This window comes from Neobacillus niacini (assembly GCF_031457145.1).
Lineage (GTDB): Bacteria > Bacillota > Bacilli > Bacillales > Cytobacillaceae > Neobacillus > Neobacillus niacini_J.
The window spans coordinates 189693-216662 of sequence record NZ_JAVDVZ010000006.1 but is presented as its reverse complement, the minus strand read 5'-3'; the positions used below and the strand labels follow the sequence as shown (position 1 = coordinate 216662).

The following is a 26970-nucleotide window of genomic DNA, read 5'->3' as shown; positions in this document are numbered from 1 at the left end:
ACCTGTGTTTTTTCTTTGTAACGATTGGTGAGTAGAGTTGATTTGTTTATAATCATCTAGTTTACATAATGTATTTATAGTAGATTAAAGTCTGAAAAACGAATTCTGTCTCAAATCAAAAGTATACTTAAGATAGTGAGACAGAATAAAAATTTTAACTTTGTTCCTTTGGCATATCCATTTTATCAACCGCAATTTTTAAATCATCGTTCTTAATATGCGTGTAAATCATTGTAGTTTGAATCGAAGAATGACCTAATTGTCTTCGTAATTTTGGTACATCGTTAATCTCCGCATGATACCTGGTAGCAAACGAGTGTCTTAATTTATGTACGGATAATGACGGTTTTCCGAATGCCGTTGCATACTTTTCAACTAATTTTTCAACAGCTCTGGCTGTCAATCTGCGAGTTTTTCCTTTCGGACCCACTTGGGCAGAAATAAACAAGGCTTTATTACTTTTTTCAACCTTATATTTCGATGTTCTTATTGAAAGATAGTCTTGAAGATCTGCCATTGCAACTTGGCTAAAATAGACGAATTGCTCTTTATTTCCTTTTCTAATGACTCTAACACAGTACTTTTTATAATCAATATCATCTAATTCAATTCCGACTAACTCAGAAAGACGAAGACCGGAACCTAAAATTAGTGATACAATGGCTGTATCACGCTCTTTATTTAGCTCGTGGAAATTATAAAGTTTTTTGTTTTCTTTGATTAATTCACCGTAATCATTTGCCACAAACAAACGAAACTTTTCGTATTCATCACCAAGAAGAATTTTGCCTTCCATTTTAGCAGCTTTTGTTTCCATGCTGTCTTTCACTTCATTAAATTCAATTTTAGCTAATACATTACGGTTCAAATAAGGCAGTAAATCAGGTGTTTCAGCAATGTTTTGCAGATAATTAAATAGGGACTTTAAAGCTGACAATTTCCGATTAACAGTTAATGGTTTATTATTTAATTCGTAATGTAGGAAGTTTAAAAAACTTTCAATCTCAATAACAGTCATTTTCTCTAAACGTTCTAATGGGATATCTTTAGCAGCTCCAGTAAATAATTGCTCACGGATTATCCAATTAAAAAAGATCTTGTAATCATGGCAGTAATTAAATAAGGAAGCAGTCGAAAGCTTTCTTAATTTATGATTGATATATTCATCGACATACCAGGGCAATTCAGAAAGAAGAGATTGTAACTTTTTGAAATTTTCTTGTTTTGATTCATTTACCATAAAATCACCTCACTTCTATATTTTACTAAATGACCTATAATTTCGTCAAATTTATATTTTACGTAATTATGTAATAGTTATAAAATAATTAAATTTTTTGCGAGTTCTAGTCTTTTGTTTACGATAATCGACTCTTCCCTTCTGTTATAATAAAATGATGATGATTTTAAAGGAGTTTTTCTTAATGAACAATAAAGAAGTAGAAGAAAAAATTATTCAACACTACCAAGGCGAGGAAAAAATGATGATCCTTGTCTTTGCTCAATGGTGTGTCAATCATGATTTAAATCCAGAGGAATTGTATTTACGTGCCTACCCTAATCAGGTCTCAAACATGGCTTTAAAAGAAGCAATGGAATTAGTAGTACCTAAAGATGAAGCTGGAGAAATTGGTGACGAAACACTTCTTGGTGTCTTATCTTTGTTTGGAAACGATGATCTTGCATTTGTTGTGACTGAGGAAATAGCTAAAATTAAATAAGTTCCCAAGCAAACAATGTATAATAAACGGTTTTAAAACAAAAATAATAACAGGGCTTGTAGCTCAACTGTAGAGCAACCAACAGTTTTAAACGTAAACTGCTGCGTATTTTGTGGGTTAAAGTCCCACCAAGCCCTTTTACTATTTCTCCCCCATTTTCACTTTCTTCGAGTCTGCTCCTACCTTCCGATTTGGACTTGTATACAATTAAATAAATATTTCTCTGCGATTAGCTTATTTCTATTTCTTCATCATACTTGTAGACTCTCATTGATGATCCATTCAAAATTATCTCATTTACCAAAAAAGCATCTCCTTTTTATCCATAGAATTATGGTATTATTATATCAGTTAACATTTTGAGGAGTGAAATCATGAGCGTACATAAGGATTTAATGAAACATGCAGAAAATCAGAATAAAAGTTATCAGCAATTTTTGGCTTGGGATCAGCAGCGTGAACAATATATTGAAGAAGCCATAGAATTATGTAAACAAGGTAAACCTTTTTCAACAGATAAAATTAATGAAGTAACCAATAAAATGAATAAAATTAACTTGAGAATCATACCAATCAAGAAAAATGTTACAGTTGAAATGGTAGAGGAATATGTAAACTCTAAAAAATAAAATCCACCCAAATGGTGGATTTTTTGATTACTACTTCACGGTGCTCATAAATTCTATCATCTTATTGATTAGCTCAGTTGGATTCTCATACATGCTCATATGTCCAGAATCTTTGATTAAGACAGGTTTAATATTCGATTTGCTAACTGAAAATGTCTTATCAGAAGGGATAATTTGATCCTTTTCGCCAGCAATTAATAGGACTGGAATCTCTGCCTTCTCCAAAACACTATTACGATCCGGACGGTTTTTCATCGCTATAAGTGTTTTCATGACACCTTGTGATGAGGTGGTATATCCTATTTCTTTAGCTGTTGTGATATCATTTTGATTTTTCTCTATGTTGTCAGGTGAGAAAAGTTTTGGTATCAGCCCATCGATAAAAACCGAAATCCCTTCCTTTTTAACTTTTTCTACACCTGCCTCTCTTCCCTTCTTCGCTTCTTCTGAATCCGGGTAAGCAGTCGAATGAATCAGTGATAATCCGTTTACCAATTGACTAAACTTCTCTGCAAAAGCCAGAGTAATATATCCCCCTAGAGAATGGCCAAACATTGTTACTTGCGGTACATTCAAATAATCTAATACATCCTTAATATGATCTGCGATGTCTTCAATCGTAACTGGCCCCTCAAGGTTAGCGGATTCACCATGACCTGGAAGGTCTAGAGCAATCACGCGATAATGTTCCGATAACTTAGTAATTACATTATCCCAATAACCATTGCTGCCACAAAAACCGTGAAGAAGGACAATTGGGCTTCCTTTTCCTATTTCGTTGTAAGAGACAGTGATCCCATTCAAATTAATAATACTTTTTCCCATGTTTTCTCCTCCAAAACTTTTATTTATATATGCTTTAATACCCTTTTTTACTATACTTTACTCTTTTTTCACATTAAATATCAATTGTATACCTCATTTTGTTTGGTTAAGTGACTCTTATATTGCTTATACTATAGTTTGTTTAATGAATTTGGAAATGGGGTTGAATAAAGAATGGAATTTGAAGATAGAAATTCTACTGAAGCTGCTCTTCATGAGTATAAAGCTGGTTTAGGTGTTTTTACTCAGAAGATGCCAGAGTTTGCAGAACACTTTAATGCATTTACAGAAGAGTGCTTTAAAGAAGGTGCTTTATCACAGCGTGAAAAGCAGTTGGTTGCTTTAGGAATTAGTCTTTATTCACAAGATGAATATTGTATCATCTATCATACAAAAGGCTGCCTCGATCAAGGGTGTTCGGAACAGGAAATCCTTGAAGCTGTGGGAGTAACCGCGGCATTTGGCGGCGGTGCAGCAATGAGTCAAGCGGTTACACTTGTTCAAGAATGTATCCAGGATTTAAATCAGCTAAAACAGTAAATAATCAACAACAAATCCACCCATACAATTCTTGGGTGGATTTTTTTAGTGCTTCATTTCCCAAACTTTGTTACTAAGTAATGGACAAAATCATCGTCTTTTACTAGCCAAACCTCATAATTTCTTTTCAAAAAGCTCTCCCCTTCTTCAAAACTATTAAAGGATTGCTCCATTCTTGAATTATTTCGTTTAATTACCCATTTCTCTTCATTTACCGGATATAGAAGGAACATGCCTTCCTTTCTATCCTTATATAAAGTCCCAAACGGTGCACGTTTAAGATTGTAGCGATTTCGTCTCGCGTCCCCCGGAATCGGTTCTAAATGAAAGGTCTCCGTTACAAATTTCATATATGCTTCTTCGGTTAAAGAGCATCCTGATGCCTTCGCATGCCCACCGCCTCCGTATTGTCCTGCAACTGCGGAAACATCCACATGATCATGAATCGTTCGAAAACCCATTCGTTTACCGCCAATATTTAGAATCGCTATGTAATCAAGATGAGGGTATTCCTTACCAAGCTCATTTCCAAGTTCAGAATGATACGATTCCGCATAAACTACACCTGCAAAAAGTCCATCTATCTGTGTCTGAACAAGCTCCCTCCTTTTCCTGCGGATATAGCGATCAATTTTATCTTCTTCCATATCCAGTATTCTTTTTTCGAACTCATCAAAGTGAAAATGGTCGCTTGTTTGAAGCCGGGAGATCATTTTTTCTTCAAACTCATCAATGGAAACAAGGAAAAATAAAGCGTTCAGTCTTTGAGCTTCTTGATTATCATTTTTTTCCCACTCCCAAGTATCATATTGTCTAACAAGCTCAACAAATTCTGTAATCGGGTCTGTAGGCTCTATCAGTTGGTGAGAAATAAGATATTTATAAAATAGTGATGTAGCCGAAGTTAATTTTCCTCCTTCATCCTCAACGACCACATGCCCCCATTCATAATCATTAAAATGTAAAGCTGTCTTATGATGGTCAATCAGTTGTACTTTCCCCCCATTATCATAAAACTCTTTAAGACTTTGTTCATTTTTTTCATTTACAGACAAATCTGTGATAAATAAAAATGTATTGCGATCATCATTTTCTAAAAACCATTCAACCTCGCGATTTAAGCCAGAAATAGAATTGTAACGAACTTTCACAACATCTCCAAAAGCTAGTTTTGCTAGAATTCCACACCCCACACCATCTAGATCATTGTGAGACAACAATTTATACATGTTCTTCACCTCTTGAAATAGTATGGTATGAAATCGGCAAAATTATAGGAATGATTACAAAATCCGCTAATTCCCTATGTAAGTTGACAAATTCTTTAATTAAAACTATCATTGACTAAGTAGTCATTTTATTATTTTGACCAATTAGTCAATTTTACTAAATAATGTTTCATAAACAGAGGTGATTATCTATGACAGAAAAGGAAAAAGCCATTATTGCATCAGGGATGAAGCTTTTTGCGGGCAAAGGGTTTTCTTCAACATCGATTCAGGAAATTGCTGCTGAAAGTGGTATTTCAAAAGGAGCATTCTATCTACATTTTAAGTCTAAGGATGACCTATTATTTTCAATTCTTGAGTACATCTTTGATACTGTACAATCGAGTATATCATCGGTAGAAAATCTGGATATGCCACCTCGAGAAAAGTTCATCAAGCAAATATCTGCCTTTTTTGGTACGTTTATAGGTCATAAAGAATTTTTGATTATGCTTTCTAAAGAGCAAGCCATTCCACGAAATGAAGAAATTAAGAAGCTTTTTTTCAAAAAACGATTTGAGAGTCATCTCTTTTATCGTCAAGGAATGATATCCATATATGGAAAAGACCTTGAGCCTCAATCAATCGATTTAGCATTGATTCTGGAAGGACTATTTCAATCCTATATTGGTTTATTGATACTTGATCCTGTGGAGTTTGAAATTGAGGAGCTCTCACACTTTCTTATGAGAAGAATGGATAGTATTGTGAAAGAGATCTCTTTTGATCAACCCTTTTTAACAGAGGAAAAGATTGAAAAAGTCATAAAGAAATCGGAAGACTTATTTGAAAACAATAACATAAACGATATCATGCAAAAAATGAGAAAAGAATTCGAACAACTAGAACTGGAAAACAAAGAAGCAATAGAAATTTCCATTGAGGTCTTGGAAGAGGAAATAAACAGGGAAAAACCACGTATTCCCGTAATAAAAGGAATGCTATCAAATTTTGAGGAAATTCAATCATTTGATTATTTTCGGAAAGCAATCGCCGCCTATTTTGGTATAGAATAAAACTCGGCACTTTTGTAAATTAACCGAGTTTTTTTGTTTTATTTCTTCTCTATAAAGGTAAAGATATCATCTTTCTGCTTGTTAAAAGCACTTCTTCCTAACTCGCTAAGGACATCCATGTACCTCACTTCATCAAACGGAACTTCCTCCCCTAACTCTTCATTAATTCGAAGATATTGGTCCTTTAGAAGAAGCTGACAATGATAAGATATGGATTCTGAAGATAAATGAAGGGCTAAATCGAGAAGTTTTGGTGTCACCTTCATGGAGGGAAAATGAAATGGCAGCCATTTGTTTATCCCCCAATACTTTTCCTTTTCAGTTGTAAAATCAATATTTTGCAAGCCGGTTCCCAGCGATAAAATATGAATTTCATCCATCCCTTTTTGGAAATAATGAATAGCTTCCGTTAAACCAACTAATGATGGATTATTTGCCCAAAGCCCACCATCAATTGATAAGTATTCATCCCCTATTTTGTTGGGAGGGAAATAGACAGGTGCTGAGCAAGAGGAAAGAACTGCATCCCAAAGTTTTATCGATAAATCACCATTTTCCGGGTGGCCAAAGTTGGAGCGGTGTATAAATGGTTTTCCATGCGTAATGTCAACAGCCGGAATTAGCAGAGGTTTTTGGATATCCGTCATTTCTAGCTCACCGAAAGACTTTTTTAATAGATGCCGTAGCGATCGATCACTATAGACACTCTTAAAAAGCCCGACCTTTGCTTGTCTTTTGAATATTTTTTCACCGTAAAGCATGTAACTTTCATGAACTTCCTTCATACTTTTATTCAATGAAACGGAAGCAGCGATGATGGCTCCAGTACTTGTCCCTGCAACAATATCAAATAATTCCCCAACAGAATGACCCACTTCTTCTTCTAATGCTTGTAAAATGGCGATTGAAAAAATACCTCGAATCCCACCGCCATCTATACAGAGTAATTTCATTCCATTTCACCTAATTTTACCTTTTTCTTAAGTGTGCCCTTCATGAGTTGCACTTATCACGTGTATGCTATTATATTTGTTCTTCTAGATGCTCCTCCATAAAAATACCGCCCATCGTTTATAAGTATATTCAATAGGCGGCAGGTCGTTTATCAGTATCATTTAGTTATACACATTAGGAATTGGTTAACAAGAGCCCTCTCTCGATTAATACTGGATATTCTTCGTGTAAAGGCTTAATATCTTCGAGTTGTTTTTTTAGCAATACCTGCTTATCCTGCAAAAAATTACGTTTGACTAGGAGCTCCATTACCTCAATCCGTAATAGCCAATCGTCCTGGAAATCATTTGTTAATTCATCAATCACATCTACCAACTCTGCTTTCGTATCCTTACCCGTAGTTTCACGGATATTTCTAACTTTTCCATATAACTTTTCTAGTTTACTTAGTGCCCGTTTAACAAGCGGTTTGGTCTCGACTTCTTCTAAGTCTGCATAAAATTGTTCAGAATCTGCAGCACCGGCAAAAACCGAAGCGATACTTTCTCCAATCGCCAAATCGTAAGTACCCCATTCGGGTTCGAATAAAGTTTGTTCTTTTAATGAAACTGTACAATCTTTGAAAGAGATGAGCAGGAGTTTTCCATCTTTTCTTATCAATTGAACTACGATGCCCTCTACCTGAACTCCACTTTGATATTTTAAGGTACATGCTTTCCCTATCTCGATCCCATTTTCTTTAAGTTCTTTATCTGTAAGCACATGTAATGTTTGCTTCATATTTTTAATTTTTCCAATCGGGGCTCCAAAGCCGTCTTGGTGTGTGGTTTTCCCATGCCCGTTCAATTCTGTATTGTCATATGCCAAGGCTGAAGGACCTTCAGTTTGAATGTAAGTGGCTTCTCCTTTTTCATCCATTAAGATTCGTCGTAAAGTTCCTGTAAGCTGAAGGCCTGAATTATATTGAAGGGTGGCGGTATGATTGGAGCGAAGAGCTTTGTCTAAACCTTGTGTACCTCCAACTTTAAAGGCCATGGTTTTCGAAAACTCGTTTACTGCATCTATTAATTGCTCAAAGCTGTTACATACAAAAAGCTGTGGCTGCGGTTTGGTAATATCAAAACCAGTACGGATAACATTTTGTAGCTCAAAGGGATATTTCTTAACGGAGGCTGTTAGGCTGCTTCTGCCTTCTGCGACAGAAGACAGCAAACCTGCTCCATATATTTGCGGTTTTTCAACCGTTCCAATAAGACCATACTCGACTGTCCACCAATATAGACGTGAAATTTGTTCCGCTTCAGATAGTTCAGTTACGGCAGCTTGCTTTTCTTCAAAATTAACTTTGGCTGCCTCGATTTCAGCTTTTGTCGCTTTCCCGCTTTCTAATAAATTGGAATAGGTTCGAACCGCTTCAAATAAGTCATGTTCTTCACTTGTAGCCAATGCTTTGGAGCCGATTTGACCAAATAACTTTACATACTCTGAGAATTTCTCTTCGCATAAAATGGGTGCATGACCGGCAGCTTCATGGATAATATCAGGAGCAGGCGTATATTGAATGTTTTCTAGTTTACGAATATCAGAGGCAATCGGCAGGATACCATGTGCTTGAAAATCGAAAAAAATAACCCCTGGGATAAAGCCATCAATATTTGCAGCTCCCCATCCATAAGGCTCTAATGCTTTGTTCATGTCAGTGACATTAGGTATTCTTTCGACGAATATACCAGAAGATTTTAACCCGCCAACATATGCTTGATGGGCAGTATCCTTCAAATAGTTATGGTTTTGTCTCATTACATAACGCCAAACGGCATGATCAATCGGTGTGTATTTTTCATATTTCTGGTCGACCACATATTTTTGTAAGTGTCTTGGAATCTTCTTTGCTTCCCCCATATAGAAATCTCTCCCTTTAGAAGAAAATTAACTTTTCATTTGATTATAAAATTCATCATACTTCGCGGCTAATTCAAAATCCAAAGCTGTTAAACCTCTTGCATTCCATGATGAAATTCTCAATGTTACAACCTTATAGTCAATCGAAATAAAAGGATGATGGTTAGCCTGCTCAGATAGATTTGCCACTTGTTGAACAAAATCAATTCCTTTCAGGTATTCTCGAAAACGATACTTTCGTTCTATCCATTTCTCTTCGGTTAATTTCCAATTCGGAACGGAGGATAACATTTGATGAACTTCTGAAGGCATTAATTTTTCCATTTGCTTCTCTCCTTTATACTGATAAAGCGCTTTTAACATAATTTTCAGCCATCAATAAATATTATTCAATTACAATAAAAAAAACACTGTCATATATCTATTGTTAAATAAAGAAAAAAATCTACCTGTTGTCAGATAGATTTTTTTCTTTATCGAATAGAGGGATCAAAGGTAACGTTGATTTGAACAATTTCTGAGCGTGTCCCTATTCGTAGCGGCAGTCCCCAGACACCATAGCCTGAAGAGACAATCGATTGAAGCTTGCCTTTCTTTAAATAGCCCCAATCATTTTCAAAAATCATATTCGTAATCAAATTACCTGGTGCAACCTGCCCGCGATGTGTGTGTCCTGATAGAATCAGATCCACCCCATTCTTTTCGGCGATATCTAAATCATAGGGCTGATGCTCAAGGAGAATTACAGGTTTCTTACCATCTACCTGTTTCATTAATGTCGAGAGCTCTGCTCTTTCTACGTCCTGATATCCCCGGTCTTTTCTCCCCACCAGGGTAATACCTTCGGGAAGGTTCAATACTTCATCATCTAAAACCCTCATACCGCTGTTATTAAAAGTCTTAACAAGATCGGCATCATCACGGTCATGATTCCCTAAAGAAGCATAGACAGGTGATTGGATTTGTTTTAGGATCTCTGGAATTCCCTGTTCAAGAAAAGGCGTTATATCATCGTCAATAATATCCCCAGGGAACAAGACAAGATCAGGTTTTTCACCATTTATGTACTCTACCAGTTTTTTTGCCTGCCCTTTGCCAGATAAATCACCGAAATGCATATCCGAAGCCATGATAATTTTTAAACTTTGCTTCCCTTCTACCTGCTTCGGAATATGAATTTGATAGGTTTTGGCTTCAGGGCTGTAGGCATTAAATATTCCGAAAAAGAATGAACAAATAATCACAACTAAAAGAGTATATCCGGTTCTTTTTACAAACTTTTCTTTCTGGATTTTTGTAAATCTTCTTAAAAAAACCGCTATATTAGCCACTGGCAGGAGCAATATTAAAAAGTAAAATAACGAAATCCAGATGGCACCCATCCAACTGAAAAATAAACTCTCATCCAGCCAGCGTGAGAAAATAAAAGAATAAGCAAAAATAACCAATACAACCCAGAAAATTATTTTGATACTCTTGCGGTCACCACTAATGTGTTTCAACCAAACCCAAATATTATAACCGATATAAAAAATCATTAAATTATATAGTAAGATAATCCCTATTCCAACAGCCCACACAGATGTGAATCTCCTTTACTTTAGAAGTCTTACTATTATTAGACAGTATTTGAGCTTTTTTAACAACAATTTGAGCTAGTAATTTTCCATTTTTTCGCAAGGCGGATATTACCATCTCTCTACTTTCTCATTTATTGATATAATTTTAAAGTGAGAGAATAATAGGGAGGAAACCAGCCTATGAAAAAACGCAATATCCTCCTTGCCCTGGTAATCTTATTTACCTTTACAGGGGGAATTTTTACCGGAGTATTATATTCAAAAAATAATACAGAAAAAGCGCCAAAACCACTGAAAATAGAAGAATCACCAAAATCGGTTAAAAATCTTGAAGAAAAAGAAATACCTGAAGAAAGTTTGGAGGAATCGAAAGTGTTAGTAGGCTATGTTCAGGATTTCCGTGACCCGAATGTAGTAGATTATTCCAAGTTAACCCACCTAATTTTCTCCTTCGCTCATCCGACAGCAGATGGAGGTATTTTGCTAAATGGCGATTCCGCCATAAATAATTTGCGAACAATGGTTAAAAAAGCTGAAGAACATGATACAAAAGTAATCTTAGCCGTAGGCGGCTGGTTTCATATTAATGGCGGGGAATCCTATGAGCCATTTAAAGCAGCCATAAGCAATTCTGACTCTAGAACACGACTCGTAAATGAGCTTACTAGTATTGTCGACCGTGAAAACCTTGATGGTATTGATATCGATTTTGAGCACCCTCGATCAAAAGCAGACGCAGCTAACTTGGCTGCTTTTACTAGCGAGCTAAGCACTCAGCTTCATCCTAAGGGAAAAGAGCTATCTGTAGCTGTTTATGCGAAAATTCATGCGGTGACAGGCACCGAAATGGGCTTTGTCGTTTATGAGCCATCCATGTTTCAGCATGTCGATCATGTCAATATTATGGCCTATGATGGTCAATGGGATGGCGGCTATAATGCAGCTAATCTATCTCCTTATCCTTTTACGGAAAAAATAGTAAACTATTGGGCAACTCTTTTTGATGAAAATAACCTGCCAAAAGAAAAGCTTGTTTTAGGTGTCCCTTTTTATGCACAGCCTGAAGACCCTGCCATAAAACAGGTTTCCTATGCTGCCATCATAAACAAGGATCCTGCTAATGCTGCGAATGACACCGTTAGTATGAACGGAACGACCTACCATTACAACGGTGTAAATACCATGCAAAAGAAAACCAACTTAGCTTTAAATCATGGCTTTGGCGGAATGATGTTGTGGGAAGCCGGTCATGACAGCACAGGTGATCAAAGTTTAACTTCTGTGATATACAATGAACTAGTTAAATCAAACGATGTTGTAGCAAATAAATAACAAAAGGCTGTACACTTAAATTAAAGTGTACAGCCTTTTAATTATGCTTGTAGATTCATTAATCTTTCATTTACTTGCGCTGAAGTTAACCCGTGCTCAGCCACAAAGCGATTTCTTGGATGTGTTCGGCATTCATGTGAACAGCTGCGGAGGTGGCGATGTTCGTTCTCTTCAGAGCAAAGAATTTTCTTGTTACATTCAGGATTTGCACAGTTTACATAACGCTCACATGGTTCACCTGTAAAATAATCCTTCCCTACCACCACATGCTCTTTGCGATTAACAGGTACACTGATACGCTCATCAAATACATAAAGCTGACCATCCCATAAATCCCCTTGAACTTCAGGGTCTTTTCCGTAGGTCACAATACCGCCTTCTAATTGTGAAACATCTTCGAACCCTTCATTAAGGAGCCAGCCTGAGAATTTTTCACAGCGAATGCCGCCTGTACAATAGGTAAGAATCTTTTTACCTTCGAATTCTTGCTTATTTTCTCTAATCCAGTCAGGTAAATCACGGAAATTCAAAATATCGGGGCGAACAGAGCCTCTAAAATGTCCCAAGTCATATTCATAGTCATTCCGTGCATCAATCACAACGGTATCATCTCTTTGCATAGCTTCAAAAAATTCTTTCGGTTTTAAATGCTTTCCTGTTGTAACATTAGGATTAACATCGTCTTCTAGGCTTAAATTTACCAGCTCTGGTCTTAAACGAACGCGCATTTTTTTGAAAGCATGTTCGGTTGCTTCATCAATTTTAAAAACAGTACCGGCGAACAGCGGGTGTTCGTTCATGTACTCCATATATGCATCCGTTTGTTCAGGTGTACCTGAAACAGTACCATTAATTCCTTCAGACGCAATAATAATCCGGCCTTTTAAACCTAATTCATTACAAAACTGAAGATGTTCTTGTTGTACTTCTTCAGGATTCTCTATCGTGACATATTTATAATACAATAACACTCTATAATCTTGACTCATAATTACCACCTTATTAACTTTTATACATACTTTATATTAATAACCGAATCATTATATCAAAAATCACAAATACATTTCAATTAATAAGAACTAATATAAAAATAACACTAACGCTGAGTTAGTGTTATTTTTAACTATCATCCAAATTGCCATACGCTATGACTTAGGTTTCCATATCTGTAGCTGCGATGTAATAATGCCGCTTTTCGATTATTATCTGCTGCACCCATTGCGTAAAATAAAGGTACAAAGTGTTCGTTTCCAAACCTCGGTACTGCATTTTCAGCATTAGGAGCAAGGGAATCGTACTTAAATAATGAATCAGTATCCCATGTATGAAGATGATGTGCGATCCAATCATCAAACTCGAGTGCCCATTGATGAACTGCACCATCGTCGCCCCAGCTCACAGCTCTTAAGTTATGAACAGTTCCCCCGCTGCCAATAATTAAGACATCGTTAGCACGTAAAGCTGCAAGGGATTTTCCTATTTTATATTGTTCTTCTGGAGAAAGAGCAGAGTTAACCGACATCGAGATGACCGGAACATCTGCATTTGGGTAAAGCATACGAAGTACCACCCATGCACCATGATCTAATCCACGTTTCGTTTCCACTTCAAACGGAATACCATTTTCTTTAAACAATTCCTTTATTTCTTTAGAAATTTCCATATCACCTTGTGCAGGATATTTAATGGTATAAAGTTCTGGGTCGAATCCACCAAAATCATAAATCGTGTCATATTGATCTACTTCGCTTACTTTTTGTGCTCGAGATTCCCAATGGGCCGAAAACAAGATAATCGCTTTGGGACGTGGAAAAGTCTGACCCAGTTGATTTAAAAATTGAGTATACTCATTGTTTTCGATGGCTAGTAATGGTGCACCATGTGCGATAAAGAGTGATGGCATCATTGTACTTACCCCTCCTGTTATAGTGATTGTGTTTGGTTATTTTGTCCCTTAAAGAAAACTTTATCTAAAGCAAACATCTTACTATCGTTGATAGCAATAAATAATGCCATAACAAGTAGTGCTAAATCTAATTCCCAACCAGCACCTTGTTGACCATTACCTAAAAAGCCGACTGCTAATTTCCCTTTGACAATTGCTCCAAGCATTAATAAAACCAATAATGCTGATACAATTCTGCTTCCTAAACCAACAATTAAAGCAATTCCGCCAACCATTTCTAACAATGCAACACCATAAGCAAGAGCACCTGGTAATCCAATGGCTTCAAACCAGCCAACGATATTTTCAATTCCACCTTGGAATTTCACTAACCCATGGACAAAAAATGTAACCCCTAATACTAAACGTAAAATTAATGTACTTACTTCTATCTTTTTCATCATTTTCTTCCTCTCCATTAATAAATTATTTTTCTAAATCCTGTAATAACCAGTTTGTAAAATCTTGCAGATTCCTTAAAGAAACACTATGTCCTTCTTGATAGGTTTTAAAAATCACTTTAGCACCTAATTGGCCAAAATATCCGTTATTGGCAACTCCCCATTCAAAAGGAAGAACTTGATCCATTTCCCCATGTGAAATAAATACTGAAACTTCATCTACAGGTTTTAGACTGTATTCTTCTTTTACAAAGGCAGGAATGTAACCACTTAAAGCCACAATACCTTTTATTTTATTTCCTAATGTTAACCCAAGAGTCATCGCTAAAATCGCTCCTTGGCTAAAACCTAACAAGTATAGATGAGATCTATCTAGCGGATACTGTTCGCAAGCATAGTCAATAAAGCTTGTGAGCTTATTAACTCCTTCATCGAAGACTTCTCGATGTGGTTTGCCGTAGCCTTCAATCGTGAAAAAGGCAAATCCAGGCGGCTGAGAGAGATGACCACGAATACTGAAAATGTAAAACTGTTCATCTAAACCATCTACTAAGGACAGCATGTTTTGTTCATTACTGCCTATTCCATGCATGACAAACAGTGTAGGATATTTTTTATCAGGGTCAAACTCTTTAGGACGGCGAAGTTCATAAACCATCGGTGCATTCATCCTTATCATCCTTTCTTAAAAGTAAATAAAGATTCATATAAAAAAACTCAATTCGTAAAATTATATTGTTTTTAAATATGAACATTTGTTGCTTATAGGATAACAACATCCCTTATAGATTGTCAATGGTATTTTTGCTAATATATAAATATGTTCTATATTAGGAAACCATAAAGGGTGATTAAACTGGATATCGGTGCTAAAATTCGTGCAATTAGAAATCGAAAAAAAATCACAATCGCGCAAATGTGTGAAGGGACAGGTCTTTCAAAAGGTTTTATCAGCAATGTAGAAAACAATAACACCTCACCATCCATTAATACGCTGCAAACCATCGCCAGCTATTTAGAGATTCCTCTACCTTACTTATTATTAGAAAAAAAACAACATTTACGCGTTGTACGAAAAGATAAAAGAACCATGACGACTTTAAATCAGTTGAAAATTGAGCATATTTCTTCTATGGGTGGGTTAAGTTTAAGAAGTGTGGAGTTCCCTCCAGGCGCCTCTATAGGCGACGCACATGCACATGAAGGGGAAGAATGTCATTTAGTGCTAGAGGGGAAAGTGCTGGCAGAGCAAGGGGAAGATTCTGAAATCTTAGAACAAGGTGACTCTTTTAGCTGGAATGCAAGTGTTCCTCATACAGTAAAGAATGTTGGAGATTGCAAAGCCGTTGTATTAATTGCTGTTTATACAGACCGTGGGCAATGATTTTTGAAAAATTAAAGAAGGGTGTCCATAATGGATACCCTTCTTCCTATATGCCCTCATAATACCATGTTCCATCCTGGAGGTATTTTTTACATTGATTGTTTAAAAATAAATACTCCAAATGGGCCAATGTTTCTCCTACAGCAAATCGTGTTTCGTGGACATTCAACTTTTTAAATAGCTGTTGTTTTACTTCAAAGATGGTCGCCGGCTGTTTAATGTAGCTATAAGTCTGCTCTAATCGTTCATGATGGTGTACCACTAATTCTTCGATTCGTTGATTGGCATTTCTAAACGGCATTCCATGCGAAGGAATGACATAATCAACGTCCAATTGTTTAATTTTCTCTAATGAAGTAAAAAATGCTTGTAACGGATTACGATTACCTCGGAACCAGTATGAAATATTAGGAGAAATTCTTGGTAAAATATGATCGGTTGAAAATAAAATACTTTTCTCTTTGTTAAATAATGTGATTAACCCATCTGAATGCCCCGGTGTAAAAATAACCTCATATTCGTATTTTCCAAATACTATTTTCATACCTTCTGCAAGATAATGTTGAACGATTGGGTATGGTTTTACCTGCGGGTTAAAGCTTCGTTCATCTGTTGTTAAAGCCTGAGATAAATTATCAGGGAGTCCGCATGTGTCATAGTTCTTATTCACAATCGCTATGGATTCAGGCTCCCAATAGGTTAACCCAGCCTTTGCATCAATCTCCGACATCCATGCCTCCGCACTTGTGAGCTGCTGGAGTGACCCTGCATAGCCAAAATGGTCGGGATGATAATGAGTTAGAATGATGTCCATGACATCATGTTTCTCAATGATGGGGCTCCAAATGTCCCTGGATACTTCATTATTTAATCCTGCATCTATAATCGTCCATCCTCTTTCCCCTTCCGCTAAAAAGCAATTAACATGATTTAATCGAAAAGGCAGTGGGATGGTTACTTGAGTCACACCTATCTCATTAAGCAATTCGCGTTGCTCCTCTCTCTAGTAATCTTTTAAAAAAGAATAAGCAGCAAAATAATTCATTTTTGCTGCTCATTCCCCTCATTCGTGCTTATTCACTGATTCTTTCGATAATCGTTCCGTTGGCCATTCCGCCGCCTTCACAAATAGCCTGCAGCCCATAACGACCGCCAGTTCTTTCTAATTCATGCATCATTGAAATCATCAATTTTGCTCCTGTGGCACCCAAAGGATGTCCTTGTGCAATGGCTCCGCCATTAGGATTCAATTTCTTAGGATCAGCCTTAATTTCTTCTAACCAGGCCAGTGGTACAGGCGCAAACGCTTCGTTCACTTCATATGTGTCAATATCATCAATTGTTAGACCTGCTTTGGCTAAAACCTGTCTTGTTGCTTCAATTGGACCTGTCAACATCAAGGTTGGGTCTGATCCTGTTACCGAACGGGCAACAATCCTGAATCGTGGTTTAAGGCCTAGTTCCTCTGCTTTTTCACGGGACATTAATAGAACTGCAGCAGCACCGTCACTCATTTGACTTGCATTTCCTGCATGGATTTTTCCATCTTCCTTAAAGACTGTCTTTAGGGTAGCCAATTTTTCAATGGTAGAACCTTTACGCGGTCCTTCATCCTGTCTCACGACAACTGTACTTCCATCCTCTAGGGTTACTTCTATTGGCATGATTTCTCTATCGAATCTGCCTTCTTCTTGAGCAATTAGGGCTCGATTGTGGCTTTCTACTGAAAATTCATCTAATTGGGTGCGCGTAAACCCCCATTCATCAGCAATTCTTTCTGCAGATAAACCTTGATGAATGATTTCATAACGAGAAGTAAGCTCTTCACTTAATTTTGAATTTTGACTAGTCGAACCCAGTGGGACCCGTGTCATACTCTCAACGCCGCCTGCGATGACAATATCCATATCCCCGCTGAGAATGGCTTGCGATGCAAAATGGATGGCCTGTTGACCAGAACCGCATTGACGATCTAATGTCGTACCTGGAACATGTATAGGGAAATCCGCTATCAAGGCTGCCGTACGGGCAATGTTCGTACCTTGTTCTTCTACCTGCGAAACACATCCCAAGATTACGTCTTGCACGATTCCCGGAGAAATCCCAGCACGATTTACTAATTCTTTTAGTACTTTTGCAGCTAAATCATCTGGGCGCACGGTACTCAACAACCCTTTTCTTTTTCCCACTGGTGTACGAACAGCCTCTACAATTACAACTTCACGCATATTATCTTCCTCCAATTAATAGTTAATTTTAAAATAAATGTCAGATTTATCTTGGCGGCATACGAATGGCACCATCTAAACGGATGGTTTCTCCATTCAACATGACATTTTCAATGATAGATTGGGTTAATTGTGCATATTCAGAAGGACGTCCAAGTCTGGATGGAAATGGAACCTGTGATTCTAACGCTGCCTTTGCTTGCTCAGATAATGATGCGAATAAAGGTGTTTCAATGATCCCTGGAGCAATAGTCATCACGCGAATTCCTGATTTAGCAAGGTCACGAGCGATTGGCAGAGTCATTCCTACGACACCGCCTTTTGAGGCACTGTAGGCAGCCTGGCCCATTTGTCCATCAAATGCTGCAACCGATGCTGTATTGATGATAACCCCTCTTTCACCTTCTTGATTCGGCTGATTATTCACCATTTGGGCTGCAGCAAGGCGTATCACGTTAAACGTGCCGATTAAATTGATTTCAATCACTTTTTTAAAACTATCAAAACTATGGGCACTACTATTCCTGCCTACTGTTTTTTCCGCAACTGCAATACCTGCACAATTCACTACCGTATTGATGCTTCCGAATCGAGAAATGGCTGAATCAATGGCATGTTGTACATCTTCCTCACTGGTTACGTTCGTTTTGTAGAAAACTGCATTCTAACCTAATTCTTCTACTAGACTAGTACCTCTTTCTTCAGAGAGGTCAAGAATGGCTGCTTTCCCGCCATTCTTGACGATATTTCGGACGGTTGCTTCTCCAAGCCCAGAAGCACCTCCAGTTACCAAAGCAATAGATTCTTGTATTCTCATTGTCATTCCCCTTTTTACGATTTAATCCTTAGTTTAAATAATAGCAATTTTCTTAAAATTTTACAATTGATTTATTTTTTGAACTTTAGTTTAAATTTTTCTTTTACCTCTGTTGATTTTTCACAAAGGTTACCCTATATTTAGACAAAGAGTATAAAAATAACTTTTAGTTCAAATATAGTCTGATAGTTTGATGAGGTTAGGGGGTTAGACACATGTCATCTTTTAGAGCGCAGAAAATGGCAAAAAAAAAGCAGGAAATTCTTCGTTCCGCTGCTGCCGTTCTTATTGAAAAAGGCTACCAAGGAACAACAATGGAAGAAATCGCTGCTAAGCTGCTTATGACAAAAGGGTCGATGTATTATTATTTTAAGAATAAGGACGACCTACTACATCAATGCCATTTGATGATTATGGAGCTCTGCCTTGAAGGTATTGAGACAGTTTTCAATAGTGATTGTACTCCTATTGAAAAGCTTAGAAACGCAATTAAAGAACATATATTACTTGCTACAAGTGAGAAATCTATGTTCATGGCATTAGCGAAACCAAATCATAATTTTTCGGATGAACAACTCAAGGAAGTCCTCGAGCTAAGAAAAATTTATTCTCAATATTTTGATAGAATTATTAATGAGGGCATTGAAAAACAAGTTTTTGAAAATGTTGATGTGAAAATGGCGCGACTAATCATTTTAGGTGCTCTCAACTGGATTCAAGAATGGTATGATCAGGATGGTCCTCAAAGCGCAGAAGAAATATCAGATGCCTACGCTCGTTATTTGTTAAAAATGATAATAAAAGAGAAATAAAATAAGCCCTCCTTGTCTTCCAAGGAAGGCTTATTTTATCCTATTTTTTCTTCATTATCTGAATTTAGCAGCGCCCTTTTGCTGGTAGTGACCGGTGTAAGGTTAGATCTCTTTAATAAATAGTTTAAGTGATCCAGTGGCATTGACCCATGACCCTTACCATCTTCAAGTGTAAATTGAATCGTGATCCCATTATTAGTGGTTACCGTTAACGATTCTGCTGAGTTAAAATTCCCCTTGATACTTTGAGAAATTTGATATTTCATTCCTGATTCAATTTGCATTTGCTGTCTCCTTCAATAGTATTTAATCATAGTATTCTCCGATTATTTTTATTCATTCAAAATTATTCCAATTTGGTCTAAAGGAAATTATAGTGATTAAAATAAGATGTGGTAAAATATGCTTATCTGTGAGGAGGTGGGAGAATGGAAAGTTTTAGTGATTTACTTAAAAGGCAGCGAGATTTCTTTCAATCTGGCAAAACCAAGGATGTATCATACAGAATAGAAGCATTAACAACGCTAGGAAACATGGTCCGCTCGAATGAAACGGAGCTGATGGCGGCACTAAAGAAGGATCTCAATAAAAGTGATTTTGATTCCTATATTAGTGAAATGGGAATATTGCTAGAAGAAATCCGTTTTACTCTCAAACATATTAAAGATTGGACGCAGCCACGAAGAGTAAAGACTGCCTTCACTCAAATGGGATCCAAAGGCTATATCTATTCTGAACCATATGGGGTGGCATTAATTATTTCACCATGGAATTATCCCTTACAATTAGCCATTGCTCCACTAATTGGTGCGATTGCTGCGGGAAATTGTGCCATCCTTAAACCATCTGAACTAACACCAGAAACATCTAAGCTCATTGCGGATCTTATCACTAAAACATTCCCTGCCGAATACATTTCCGTCGTCCAAGGGGATGCCGAAACTACTCAATCCTTATTAAAAGAAAAATTCGATTATATCTTTTTTACCGGAAGTGTCGCTGTAGGAAAAGTAATTATGGAAGCTGCAGCAAAGCATTTAACTCCTGTTACTCTCGAATTGGGAGGAAAAAGTCCTTGTATTGTCCATCATGATGCGAATATCAAATTAGCAGCAAAGCGGATTGCTTGGGGCAAGTTTATCAATGCTGGACAAACATGTGTGGCACCTGATTATTTATATGTTCATCGAGATGTTAAGGATGAATTCATAAGGATGTTCATAGAAAGTATCAAGGAAATATATGAGGAAATCGTTAAAAACGGAGAATTTACAAGGATTGTAAGTGAAAAGCATTTTAATCGTGTTACTGGCTTTCTTACGAGCGGCGAAATCCTACATGGCGGTAATTATTCTATCGATACTTTAACGCTTGAGCCAACTGTAATTGGCGGAGTTAATTGGGACGACCCCGTTATGCAAGAGGAAATTTTTGGTCCTATTCTCCCTATCCTTGATTATGATGATATACAAACGATGGTTGGTAAAATAAACGAACAGCCCAAACCATTGGCTCTTTATATTTTCTCTGAAAGCAAAGAGTTTCAAGCAACTATCCTAAATTCTATTTCTTTTGGGGGCGGTTGTATAAACGATACCGTCATGCACCTTAGTTCTCCTTACCTTCCATTTGGCGGTGTAGGTGAAAGCGGCATTGGCGCCTATCATGGCAGGGGCAGCTTCGATGTCTTCTCCCACCAGAAGAGTATATTAAAGCAAACAACTACGTTTGATTTACCTTTTAGATATCCTAATCGGAAAGATGCTTTAAAACAAATCAAACTTTTTATTAAATGAAAAAATAGCCTTGCAGAATGTTCCCTGCAAGGCTTTTAAATTTTAGATTTTTTTAAGACTTCTCTTTTATCTTTTAACACATCTAATATTGGGTGAAAAAGCTAAAATAAAGCAAGATTAACAGGATCTTCTAAAATTGTCGTAAATTATTCAAAAAATTAGCAGGAAAATGTCGAGAAATAAAGGAATATATAAGTAGACCAAAAGAAGGAGGAAAATGAATGAGGAAGATATTACCATTACTTTTTACTAGTTTACTTGTTTTCTTAATATTTGTAGGTCAAGGTAACTCAGTGCAAGCAGCAGACGATTGTGAATGTGATATCACTATTCTTACTGGATCTGAAAAGAATAAAATTGTGTCGGGGTTACTAAAAAGTGATGAGTTAAAAAATGCTAGAAAAGAAATTCGTAACATGGGACATAAATGGCATGGCGTAAACGATATTGAAGTGATAAGAAATAATACTTGGAATGGTGTAATAATAATTAGTATTCCCGTTTTTACCCTAGATGGAACAGAAATGACTGCAGGCTTTATAAGTGGGAAATTTATAGGTGTTTTTCCATCAGACTCACATGGTGAATAACTTTTTTAAAATAAAGCTGGCGGATGCCAGCTTTATTTTAATCCACTATTCTTCTTCCTCATCCATTATCTCTTCAAAAGCAGCAGACACTTTATCAAATTCCTCATCACTTTCGATTGCTGTTAAGTCTCCTTCTTCATCCACTTTCAAAAAGAAAATGTCAATGTCATCTTCGGTTTCCTCTTGAATATCTTCAACAAATCCCACTGCCACATAATTGGTACCTTCTATATTGATGGAAGCCAGTACTTCAACTTCCTGCTCTTGTTCTGTCTCGTCACTAATAGTAAAAATTTCGCCTACTTCAATATTAGCCATGTTACATTCCCCTCTCATTGGAATAGTCTTTTCATTCAAACAGTATTTCTAAAAAGTCTAGAAATCATGCTTACTAACATCTTATTTTTGCTCAATCACTTTTATAAATTCACGTAAATAGTCTGGAAGATCCGGCGGGCGTCTGCTCGAGACAAGGTGTCCGTCGACGACAACTGGTTCATCAAACCAGGTTGCACCGGCATTTTCCATATCATCTTTAATTCCAGGTGTACTGGTTACCTTCTTACCCTGCAAAATCTTTGCTGAAATTAATACCCAGCCAGCATGGCAGATTTGTCCAATTGGCTTTTTGTTTTCTTCAAAATACTGAACAAGTGAAATAACTTCAGGGAAGCGTCTAATCTTGTCTGGTGCCCATCCACCCGGCACCAAAATGGCATCGTAATCTTCCCCATTAATATCACCATAAGCGTAATCAGATTTTGCTGGCACGCCATATTTCCCTATGTACTCTTCCTCCGCCTTTTCACCTACTAAATGAACAATAGCCCCTTCTTCTCTTAATCTGAGAATTGGATACCATAGCTCTAGGTCTTCAAAATCATGATGAACGAGACTAACGACTTTCTTACCTTTTAAACGCATCTACATTCAACCTCCTTCATGCTATTATGGCATACAAAAAGCAATCCCACAAAAAAGACACTACCCTTGATTTTTATAGGCAGTGTTTTATGATTATTATATCCAGCCAAAAAATCTCACCGTTTGGGTAATGATTAGTGGAACGATAATAGCAATAACAGTTGGAATGAGGAAGGCTAGGAAGGTCCATTTTTTACTTTTTGTTTCCTTATAAATATTTAGCAGCGTTGTTCCGCACGGATAATGAAGCAGAGAAAATAACATCATATTTAGTGCTGTCAGCCAGGTCCATCCATGGTCGAGGAAGATTTGCTTTAAATCAACCAAGCTATCTACCTCTGTTAAGGAACCTGTCGATAAATAACCCATTAACAGAATTGGAAGGACAATTTCATTCGCTGGCAAGCCTAAAATAAATGCCATCATGATAAAGCCATCAAGACCGAGCAGTTTTCCAAACGGATCTAAAAACTCAACGGCATACATCAATATACTTGTATCACCAATAAATATGTTCGCAAAAACCCATGTTAGGATCGCAGCCGGTGCTGCAACTTTCACCGCACGCATTAAAACAGACCATGATTTTGTTAACGACGAGCGAACCACAGTATCAAAAATCTTTGGTTTCCGGTATGGCGGAAGTTCTAATGTATAGTGGGTAGGGATCCCTTTTAACGCTGTTTTCGAAAGCACCCAGGAGACAAAAAAAGTAACGATTATTCCAAACATAACGATCCCGACAATCACACCAGTTGTTACAAGTGATTTTAGCCCGCCTGTAAAATTTGCCGCCATGAATAAGGATGCTAATACAATTAATGTTCCCCAGCGGCCATTACACGGAACAAAATTGTTTGTCAAAATCGCAAGCATTCGCTCTCTTGGTGATTCGATAATTCTTGTTGAAATAACTGCTGCAGCATTGCAGCCAAAGCCCATTGCCATCGTTAACGATTGCTTCCCGTGCGCACCCACTCTTTTAAATAAACGATCCATATTAAAAGCAACCCGAGGTAGATACCCATAGTTTTCTAATAGGGCAAACGTTGGAAAAAAGATCGCCATTGGTGGAAGCATGACGCTAATAACCCATGTTGTACCTCGATATAAACCGAGAACAAGAACACCATGAACCCACTCAGGAGTATTTAGAAATCCAAAAAAAGCTGTTAAATATTTCTCCAGCGAACCAAAAAACTCTGCAAGCATGGAAGAAGGTATATTGGCGCCGGCAATCGTTAAATAAAATAAAACACCCAACATCGTAAGCATAATCGGAAATCCAAAAATAGGCGAAGTGAATATTGCATCAAGTTTTTCGGTCCTTGTGTCCCTTTTCGATTTTGTATACTTGATTCCTTCACTACAAAGGCGATGACTTTTTTCATAGAGCTGATGAACAATATCATCCCGAAGCTTAGCACTTGATAGCTGTTGCGCTTCCTCATATAACTGTTGAATACTCATTGTGCTGCCTCCTTTGTCCAAATCGCTGATTAATTTCATTCAGTAATTTTTCATCTCCATCCAGTAATCGTAACGAAACCCACCGTGTGGACAATTGATTTCCAACAAGCTCAAATACTTTTGGTTCAATTTTCTTTATTTGTTCCTCAATATCATCCGGATAGGTCATTTGAACAGGTTCACATTCTATTGCACCGGTCACGATGCGATCAATCGTATCTAGCAGCATTGGAAACCCTTTTTTGTTTCGTGCCGATATTTTAATGACTGGAACTCCTAACCGATTTGTTAAGATACGTTCATTAATGGTAATCCCTTGTTTTTCTGCAACATCAATTAAGTTAATGCAAATAATCACATTTTTTGTCATTTCTAAAACCTGTAAAGCTAAATTGAAATTCCGCTCCAACGAGGTCGCATCCAGGACAACAACGGTTACATCTGGTTTTTCAAAAACAATATAATTTCGTGCAACCTCTTCATCACTTGAATTGGAAAATAATGAATAGGTGCCTGGAAGGTCAATTAAATTAAACGTTTTATCCTTATACTGAACATTTCCTTGTGCTAGTGATACAGTTTTTCCTGCCCAGTTTCCTGTATGCTGTCTTAAACCCGTTAAGGCATTAAACAATGTACTCTTTCCTGTATTCGGGTTTCCCGCCAAGGCAATTCGATAACTATTCCCCATCTGTTATCAACATCCCTTCAATTTGTGAGCTTTCCTCTTTTCTTAACGCAATCGTGGTTTGACTGACCCGAAAGGCAATTGGGTCGCCTAAAGGACTTTTTCTAACTACTTCGACAATCGCACCGGTTACAAATCCCAAATCTAATAATCTTCTTCTCATCACACCGTCCAGATTTAAAGAAGTAATCCGTATTAAATTCCCCTTTTCTCCATTTACGAGTTTCATTGTTTTTAGTATACTCATATATCTTTCCCCTTTGTTAAAGTTTTTCCCTCGCGCAACTTTTTCTTAATTATATGATATTAAGTCAATTTTGGGAACATTTTTTCAAAAAAAAAAAATTAGCTGCCTACAAAAGGCAGCTAATTAAAATCAAAGCTTTGACTTCTTCACCCTACATCAACACTTCCCGTAAGAGTATTCCGAGAGTAATTCCTATAAACATAGAGGATAATGTACCTAACAGAAAATACTCCGCCCAATCCCGATCATCCATTTGTTTGAATCGTGCAATCGATTTTGCGGCGACAATAAAACCAATCGCTGGATACGCACTATAATACGTTAACACTAAAACTAACAATCTCTCAATATAGCCAATTATCTTCCCCCGGGTGAGATCATGTTTGCTAAAAATTGTATAGTTATATTCCTCTGTCAGTCCTCTTTTTCCATTCATTTTATTCGCAAAATGATCCTCTTGTCGTTCATTTTTAAACACGAATTTACCTTCAAAGGTTAAAAGCTGGTTAGGAAACGAACCCAGTAGAATTTTTATCATATGCCCGCCTACACTTGTTGCAAGAATAACAATGATTAGGATAAACAAAACTGAGTTTATCGTGCTTAATCCCCCATCTATTTGGATAAGTTTATGTATGATGGTGATATCAATTCCCAAAAAGAGCTGGCAGACAAAAAGAATGGCTACAAGATGAAGCAGTTGATCTAATAAGAAAAAGCCAAGACGTTTAAGGTTTTCTTCATTATTAATTTTAATCGTATCAATAAGTTTAATTTTTAGCAGGTCGATAAAAAAATGGCTACCAACGATAAACAGCAAGGAAACAATAATATTTGTAAAATCACTCAAATCTTCAAAATAAAACAGTAAAAAACCTGTTAGAACTAGACCATTCATCAGGAAATGATGTCCGATATGCTTTTTAATATTTTTTATTTTATCTTTTACCATTTCATCAGTCTGCAAATAAAAATCAGCAATCAAATGGGCAAGAATTAGGCTTAATAGAAGCATGGATACTCCTCTCTACTTGGTAATTACTATATCTATATTTTCTTTCAATTGCTTTCTAATTGAATCCATTAAAGATTCACTTGCAGTTTTTCCCTGGTTATTTAAATAAGATTTTTCCTGAAATGAATTTAGGATGGTAATTATTTGACCAAAAACTGTTAATATTTCTTCAGCTTTCCCTTTTTTATAATGGCTTGAAATCGTTGGTGCTGTTTTACCAAGCAGTTTACCTATTGCTTTTTGCTGTTGCAAAATCAGGTAATAGGTACAAACCTTCTCCTGAATTGGTGTTTGCTCACTTATCATGGTCATCTGCAACCGTAATAATGAATTGAATAATACCTCAAACTCACTACGGAATTGATTGTATGGAAATGTATGATTTTCATAAAATTGATCAAGCTCAAATTTAAACGGAGTTCTTACTTGTTCCTGTTTTAATAAATCATTGGCATATCTTGCTTGCTTAATTAATGGATGAATCCACTTCTCAATGTCCACTTCCTGTAATTCTGTGGCAATATCCCCAAAGGACAAACCAAAATAAGGAGTATGGTCTTTGAACCTCCAAATTCGGCTAATAAAAAAAGCAAGTATATAGGCTGTTGAATAGCCATTACCAACGAAGATAATTTCATCGCCTGCTCTATGCTTCACCTTGCAATGCCCAATCTCCTTCGTCCAAACATTTATCCAGTTTACCAATTCATCTAAGTAATTCGTTAATTTTTCACCCATGTCCGCTGATGAAGAGTTACTGACATCAAGAATAAAAATTGAAATAGGATAGTTCATAATTTACTCCTTCGTAATAAAAATTAGATTATATAGTCTAATTTTATTTATTTTAGAGTAAATAGTCAAACTTTCATCCAAATTGATTACT

30 protein-coding genes and 2 pseudogenes are annotated in these 26970 nt (G+C 36.8%); 10 read left to right on the top strand and 22 right to left on the bottom strand.

Annotation, left to right across the window (positions count from 1 at the left end):
- Window positions 1-154: 154 nt before the first annotated feature.
- Window positions 155-1240 (bottom strand): tyrosine recombinase XerS, encoded by a 1086-nt coding sequence (gene xerS / locus J2Y03_RS16525; RefSeq protein WP_310195855.1) that lies wholly within the window; start codon window positions 1238-1240, stop codon window positions 155-157.
- 184 nt (window positions 1241-1424) lie between these two features.
- On the opposite strand from xerS, the gene J2Y03_RS16520 reads away from it, so the two are divergent.
- The 3 genes and pseudogenes from J2Y03_RS16520 (at window position 1425) to J2Y03_RS16510 (ending at window position 2350) form a co-directional block, all read left to right on the top strand.
- A complete protein-coding gene (locus tag J2Y03_RS16520; protein ID WP_310195852.1) occupies window positions 1425-1721 on the top strand; it encodes a hypothetical protein in 297 nt (98 codons plus the stop codon).
- 52 nt (window positions 1722-1773) lie between these two features.
- A pseudogene (locus J2Y03_RS16515) lies at window positions 1774-1858 on the top strand.
- 237 nt (window positions 1859-2095) lie between these two features.
- A complete protein-coding gene (locus J2Y03_RS16510; protein ID WP_132086636.1) occupies window positions 2096-2350 on the top strand; it encodes a DUF2533 family protein in 255 nt (84 codons plus the stop codon).
- A gap of 30 nt (window positions 2351-2380) precedes the next feature.
- On the opposite strand, the gene J2Y03_RS16505 is transcribed toward J2Y03_RS16510, so the two are convergent.
- Entirely contained in the window at window positions 2381-3175 is a 795-nt protein-coding gene (locus J2Y03_RS16505) for an alpha/beta fold hydrolase (RefSeq protein WP_310195850.1), read from the bottom strand.
- Window positions 3176-3349: 174 nt separating this feature from the next.
- On the opposite strand from J2Y03_RS16505, the gene J2Y03_RS16500 reads away from it, so the two are divergent.
- Complete coding sequence (locus J2Y03_RS16500) at window positions 3350-3715, top strand: carboxymuconolactone decarboxylase family protein (protein ID WP_310195848.1); 366 nt, start codon at window positions 3350-3352, stop codon at window positions 3713-3715.
- A gap of 53 nt (window positions 3716-3768) precedes the next feature.
- Here J2Y03_RS16500 and J2Y03_RS16495 read toward each other — a convergent pair whose 3' ends face one another.
- Window positions 3769-4944 carry a DHH family phosphoesterase gene (locus J2Y03_RS16495; protein WP_310195846.1) on the bottom strand — a complete coding sequence of 392 codons (1176 nt, stop codon included), beginning with the start codon at window positions 4942-4944 and terminating at the stop codon, window positions 3769-3771.
- A gap of 191 nt (window positions 4945-5135) precedes the next feature.
- Between J2Y03_RS16495 and J2Y03_RS16490 the strand changes: the two genes are divergently transcribed.
- A complete protein-coding gene (locus J2Y03_RS16490) occupies window positions 5136-5999 on the top strand; it encodes a TetR/AcrR family transcriptional regulator (RefSeq protein ID WP_310195844.1) in 864 nt (287 codons plus the stop codon).
- A 38-nt stretch (window positions 6000-6037) separates the two neighbouring features.
- Here J2Y03_RS16490 and J2Y03_RS16485 read toward each other — a convergent pair whose 3' ends face one another.
- The 4 genes from J2Y03_RS16485 to J2Y03_RS16470 form a co-directional block, all read right to left on the bottom strand.
- Complete coding sequence (locus tag J2Y03_RS16485; RefSeq protein ID WP_310195842.1) at window positions 6038-6952, bottom strand: CBASS cGAMP-activated phospholipase; 915 nt, start codon at window positions 6950-6952, stop codon at window positions 6038-6040.
- A 175-nt stretch (window positions 6953-7127) separates the two neighbouring features.
- Window positions 7128-8855 (bottom strand): aromatic amino acid hydroxylase, encoded by a 1728-nt coding sequence (locus J2Y03_RS16480; RefSeq protein ID WP_310195839.1) that lies wholly within the window; start codon window positions 8853-8855, stop codon window positions 7128-7130.
- 27 nt (window positions 8856-8882) lie between these two features.
- Complete coding sequence (locus J2Y03_RS16475; RefSeq protein ID WP_310195838.1) at window positions 8883-9179, bottom strand: 4a-hydroxytetrahydrobiopterin dehydratase; 297 nt, start codon at window positions 9177-9179, stop codon at window positions 8883-8885.
- 149 nt (window positions 9180-9328) lie between these two features.
- Window positions 9329-10435 carry a metallophosphoesterase gene (locus J2Y03_RS16470; protein WP_310195836.1) on the bottom strand — a complete coding sequence of 369 codons (1107 nt, stop codon included), beginning with the start codon at window positions 10433-10435 and terminating at the stop codon, window positions 9329-9331.
- Window positions 10436-10615: 180 nt separating this feature from the next.
- On the opposite strand from J2Y03_RS16470, the gene J2Y03_RS16465 reads away from it, so the two are divergent.
- Window positions 10616-11767: a glycoside hydrolase family 18 protein gene (locus J2Y03_RS16465; RefSeq protein ID WP_310195832.1), complete on the top strand. Its 1152-nt coding sequence runs from the start codon at window positions 10616-10618 to the stop codon at window positions 11765-11767.
- A 41-nt stretch (window positions 11768-11808) separates the two neighbouring features.
- Here the strand turns inward: J2Y03_RS16465 and trhO are convergent, their stop codons facing one another.
- From trhO to J2Y03_RS16445, 4 genes are all read right to left on the bottom strand, one after another.
- Window positions 11809-12756 (bottom strand): oxygen-dependent tRNA uridine(34) hydroxylase TrhO, encoded by a 948-nt coding sequence (trhO, locus tag J2Y03_RS16460; RefSeq protein WP_310195831.1) that lies wholly within the window; start codon window positions 12754-12756, stop codon window positions 11809-11811.
- A gap of 137 nt (window positions 12757-12893) precedes the next feature.
- Window positions 12894-13673 (bottom strand): DODA-type extradiol aromatic ring-opening family dioxygenase, encoded by a 780-nt coding sequence (locus tag J2Y03_RS16455; protein WP_310195829.1) that lies wholly within the window; start codon window positions 13671-13673, stop codon window positions 12894-12896.
- Between the two features lie 17 nt (window positions 13674-13690).
- The gene (locus J2Y03_RS16450) at window positions 13691-14116 is read right to left on the bottom strand and encodes a DoxX family protein (protein WP_310195827.1); all 426 of its coding nucleotides are present in this window, start codon (window positions 14114-14116) and stop codon (window positions 13691-13693) included.
- A gap of 22 nt (window positions 14117-14138) precedes the next feature.
- Window positions 14139-14783, bottom strand: a complete 645-nt coding sequence (locus J2Y03_RS16445; RefSeq protein ID WP_310195825.1) for an alpha/beta hydrolase — start codon at window positions 14781-14783, stop codon at window positions 14139-14141.
- A 186-nt stretch (window positions 14784-14969) separates the two neighbouring features.
- Here J2Y03_RS16445 and J2Y03_RS16440 point away from each other — a divergent pair, with 186 nt between their 5' ends.
- Window positions 14970-15497, top strand: coding sequence for a helix-turn-helix domain-containing protein (locus J2Y03_RS16440; RefSeq protein ID WP_310195965.1), 528 nt, complete (start codon window positions 14970-14972; stop codon window positions 15495-15497).
- Between the two features lie 46 nt (window positions 15498-15543).
- Here the strand turns inward: J2Y03_RS16440 and J2Y03_RS16435 are convergent, their stop codons facing one another.
- The 3 genes and pseudogenes from J2Y03_RS16435 to J2Y03_RS16425 form a co-directional block, all read right to left on the bottom strand.
- Window positions 15544-16482, bottom strand: a complete 939-nt coding sequence (locus J2Y03_RS16435) for an MBL fold metallo-hydrolase (RefSeq protein WP_310195823.1) — start codon at window positions 16480-16482, stop codon at window positions 15544-15546.
- 88 nt (window positions 16483-16570) lie between these two features.
- Window positions 16571-17725 carry a thiolase family protein gene (locus tag J2Y03_RS16430; protein WP_310195821.1) on the bottom strand — a complete coding sequence of 385 codons (1155 nt, stop codon included), beginning with the start codon at window positions 17723-17725 and terminating at the stop codon, window positions 16571-16573.
- A gap of 46 nt (window positions 17726-17771) precedes the next feature.
- Window positions 17772-18542: pseudogene (locus tag J2Y03_RS16425) on the bottom strand (3-hydroxyacyl-CoA dehydrogenase).
- Between the two features lie 215 nt (window positions 18543-18757).
- Between J2Y03_RS16425 and J2Y03_RS16420 the strand changes: the two are divergent.
- Complete coding sequence (locus tag J2Y03_RS16420) at window positions 18758-19354, top strand: TetR/AcrR family transcriptional regulator (protein ID WP_310195820.1); 597 nt, start codon at window positions 18758-18760, stop codon at window positions 19352-19354.
- A gap of 35 nt (window positions 19355-19389) precedes the next feature.
- On the opposite strand, the gene J2Y03_RS16415 is transcribed toward J2Y03_RS16420, so the two are convergent.
- Window positions 19390-19638 carry a hypothetical protein gene (locus J2Y03_RS16415; RefSeq protein ID WP_310195818.1) on the bottom strand — a complete coding sequence of 83 codons (249 nt, stop codon included), beginning with the start codon at window positions 19636-19638 and terminating at the stop codon, window positions 19390-19392.
- A gap of 144 nt (window positions 19639-19782) precedes the next feature.
- Between J2Y03_RS16415 and J2Y03_RS16410 the strand changes: the two genes are divergently transcribed.
- A complete protein-coding gene (locus J2Y03_RS16410; protein ID WP_310195816.1) occupies window positions 19783-21150 on the top strand; it encodes an aldehyde dehydrogenase in 1368 nt (455 codons plus the stop codon).
- A 221-nt stretch (window positions 21151-21371) separates the two neighbouring features.
- Window positions 21372-21740: a hypothetical protein gene (locus tag J2Y03_RS16405; protein ID WP_310195815.1), complete on the top strand. Its 369-nt coding sequence runs from the start codon at window positions 21372-21374 to the stop codon at window positions 21738-21740.
- 45 nt (window positions 21741-21785) lie between these two features.
- Here the strand turns inward: J2Y03_RS16405 and J2Y03_RS16400 are convergent, their stop codons facing one another.
- The 7 genes from J2Y03_RS16400 to J2Y03_RS16370 form a co-directional block, all read right to left on the bottom strand.
- Window positions 21786-22058, bottom strand: a complete 273-nt coding sequence (locus J2Y03_RS16400; protein WP_310195813.1) for a DUF1292 domain-containing protein — start codon at window positions 22056-22058, stop codon at window positions 21786-21788.
- A gap of 81 nt (window positions 22059-22139) precedes the next feature.
- Window positions 22140-22664, bottom strand: coding sequence for a type 1 glutamine amidotransferase domain-containing protein (locus tag J2Y03_RS16395; RefSeq protein ID WP_310195811.1), 525 nt, complete (start codon window positions 22662-22664; stop codon window positions 22140-22142).
- 96 nt (window positions 22665-22760) lie between these two features.
- Entirely contained in the window at window positions 22761-24173 is a 1413-nt protein-coding gene (locus tag J2Y03_RS16390) for a nucleoside recognition domain-containing protein (RefSeq protein ID WP_396954216.1), read from the bottom strand.
- Window positions 24112-24825 (bottom strand): FeoB small GTPase domain-containing protein, encoded by a 714-nt coding sequence (locus J2Y03_RS16385; protein ID WP_310195808.1) that lies wholly within the window; start codon window positions 24823-24825, stop codon window positions 24112-24114. The genes J2Y03_RS16390 and J2Y03_RS16385 overlap by 62 nt, the downstream gene beginning before the upstream one ends.
- The gene (locus J2Y03_RS16380) at window positions 24815-25069 is read right to left on the bottom strand and encodes a FeoA family protein (protein WP_132086684.1); all 255 of its coding nucleotides are present in this window, start codon (window positions 25067-25069) and stop codon (window positions 24815-24817) included. The genes J2Y03_RS16385 and J2Y03_RS16380 overlap by 11 nt, the downstream gene beginning before the upstream one ends.
- Before the next feature lie 151 nt (window positions 25070-25220).
- Entirely contained in the window at window positions 25221-26084 is an 864-nt protein-coding gene (locus tag J2Y03_RS16375) for a DUF3307 domain-containing protein (RefSeq protein ID WP_310195806.1), read from the bottom strand.
- Window positions 26085-26096: 12 nt separating this feature from the next.
- Window positions 26097-26879, bottom strand: coding sequence for a hypothetical protein (locus tag J2Y03_RS16370; RefSeq protein WP_310195804.1), 783 nt, complete (start codon window positions 26877-26879; stop codon window positions 26097-26099).
- Window positions 26880-26970: the final 91 nt, after the last annotated feature.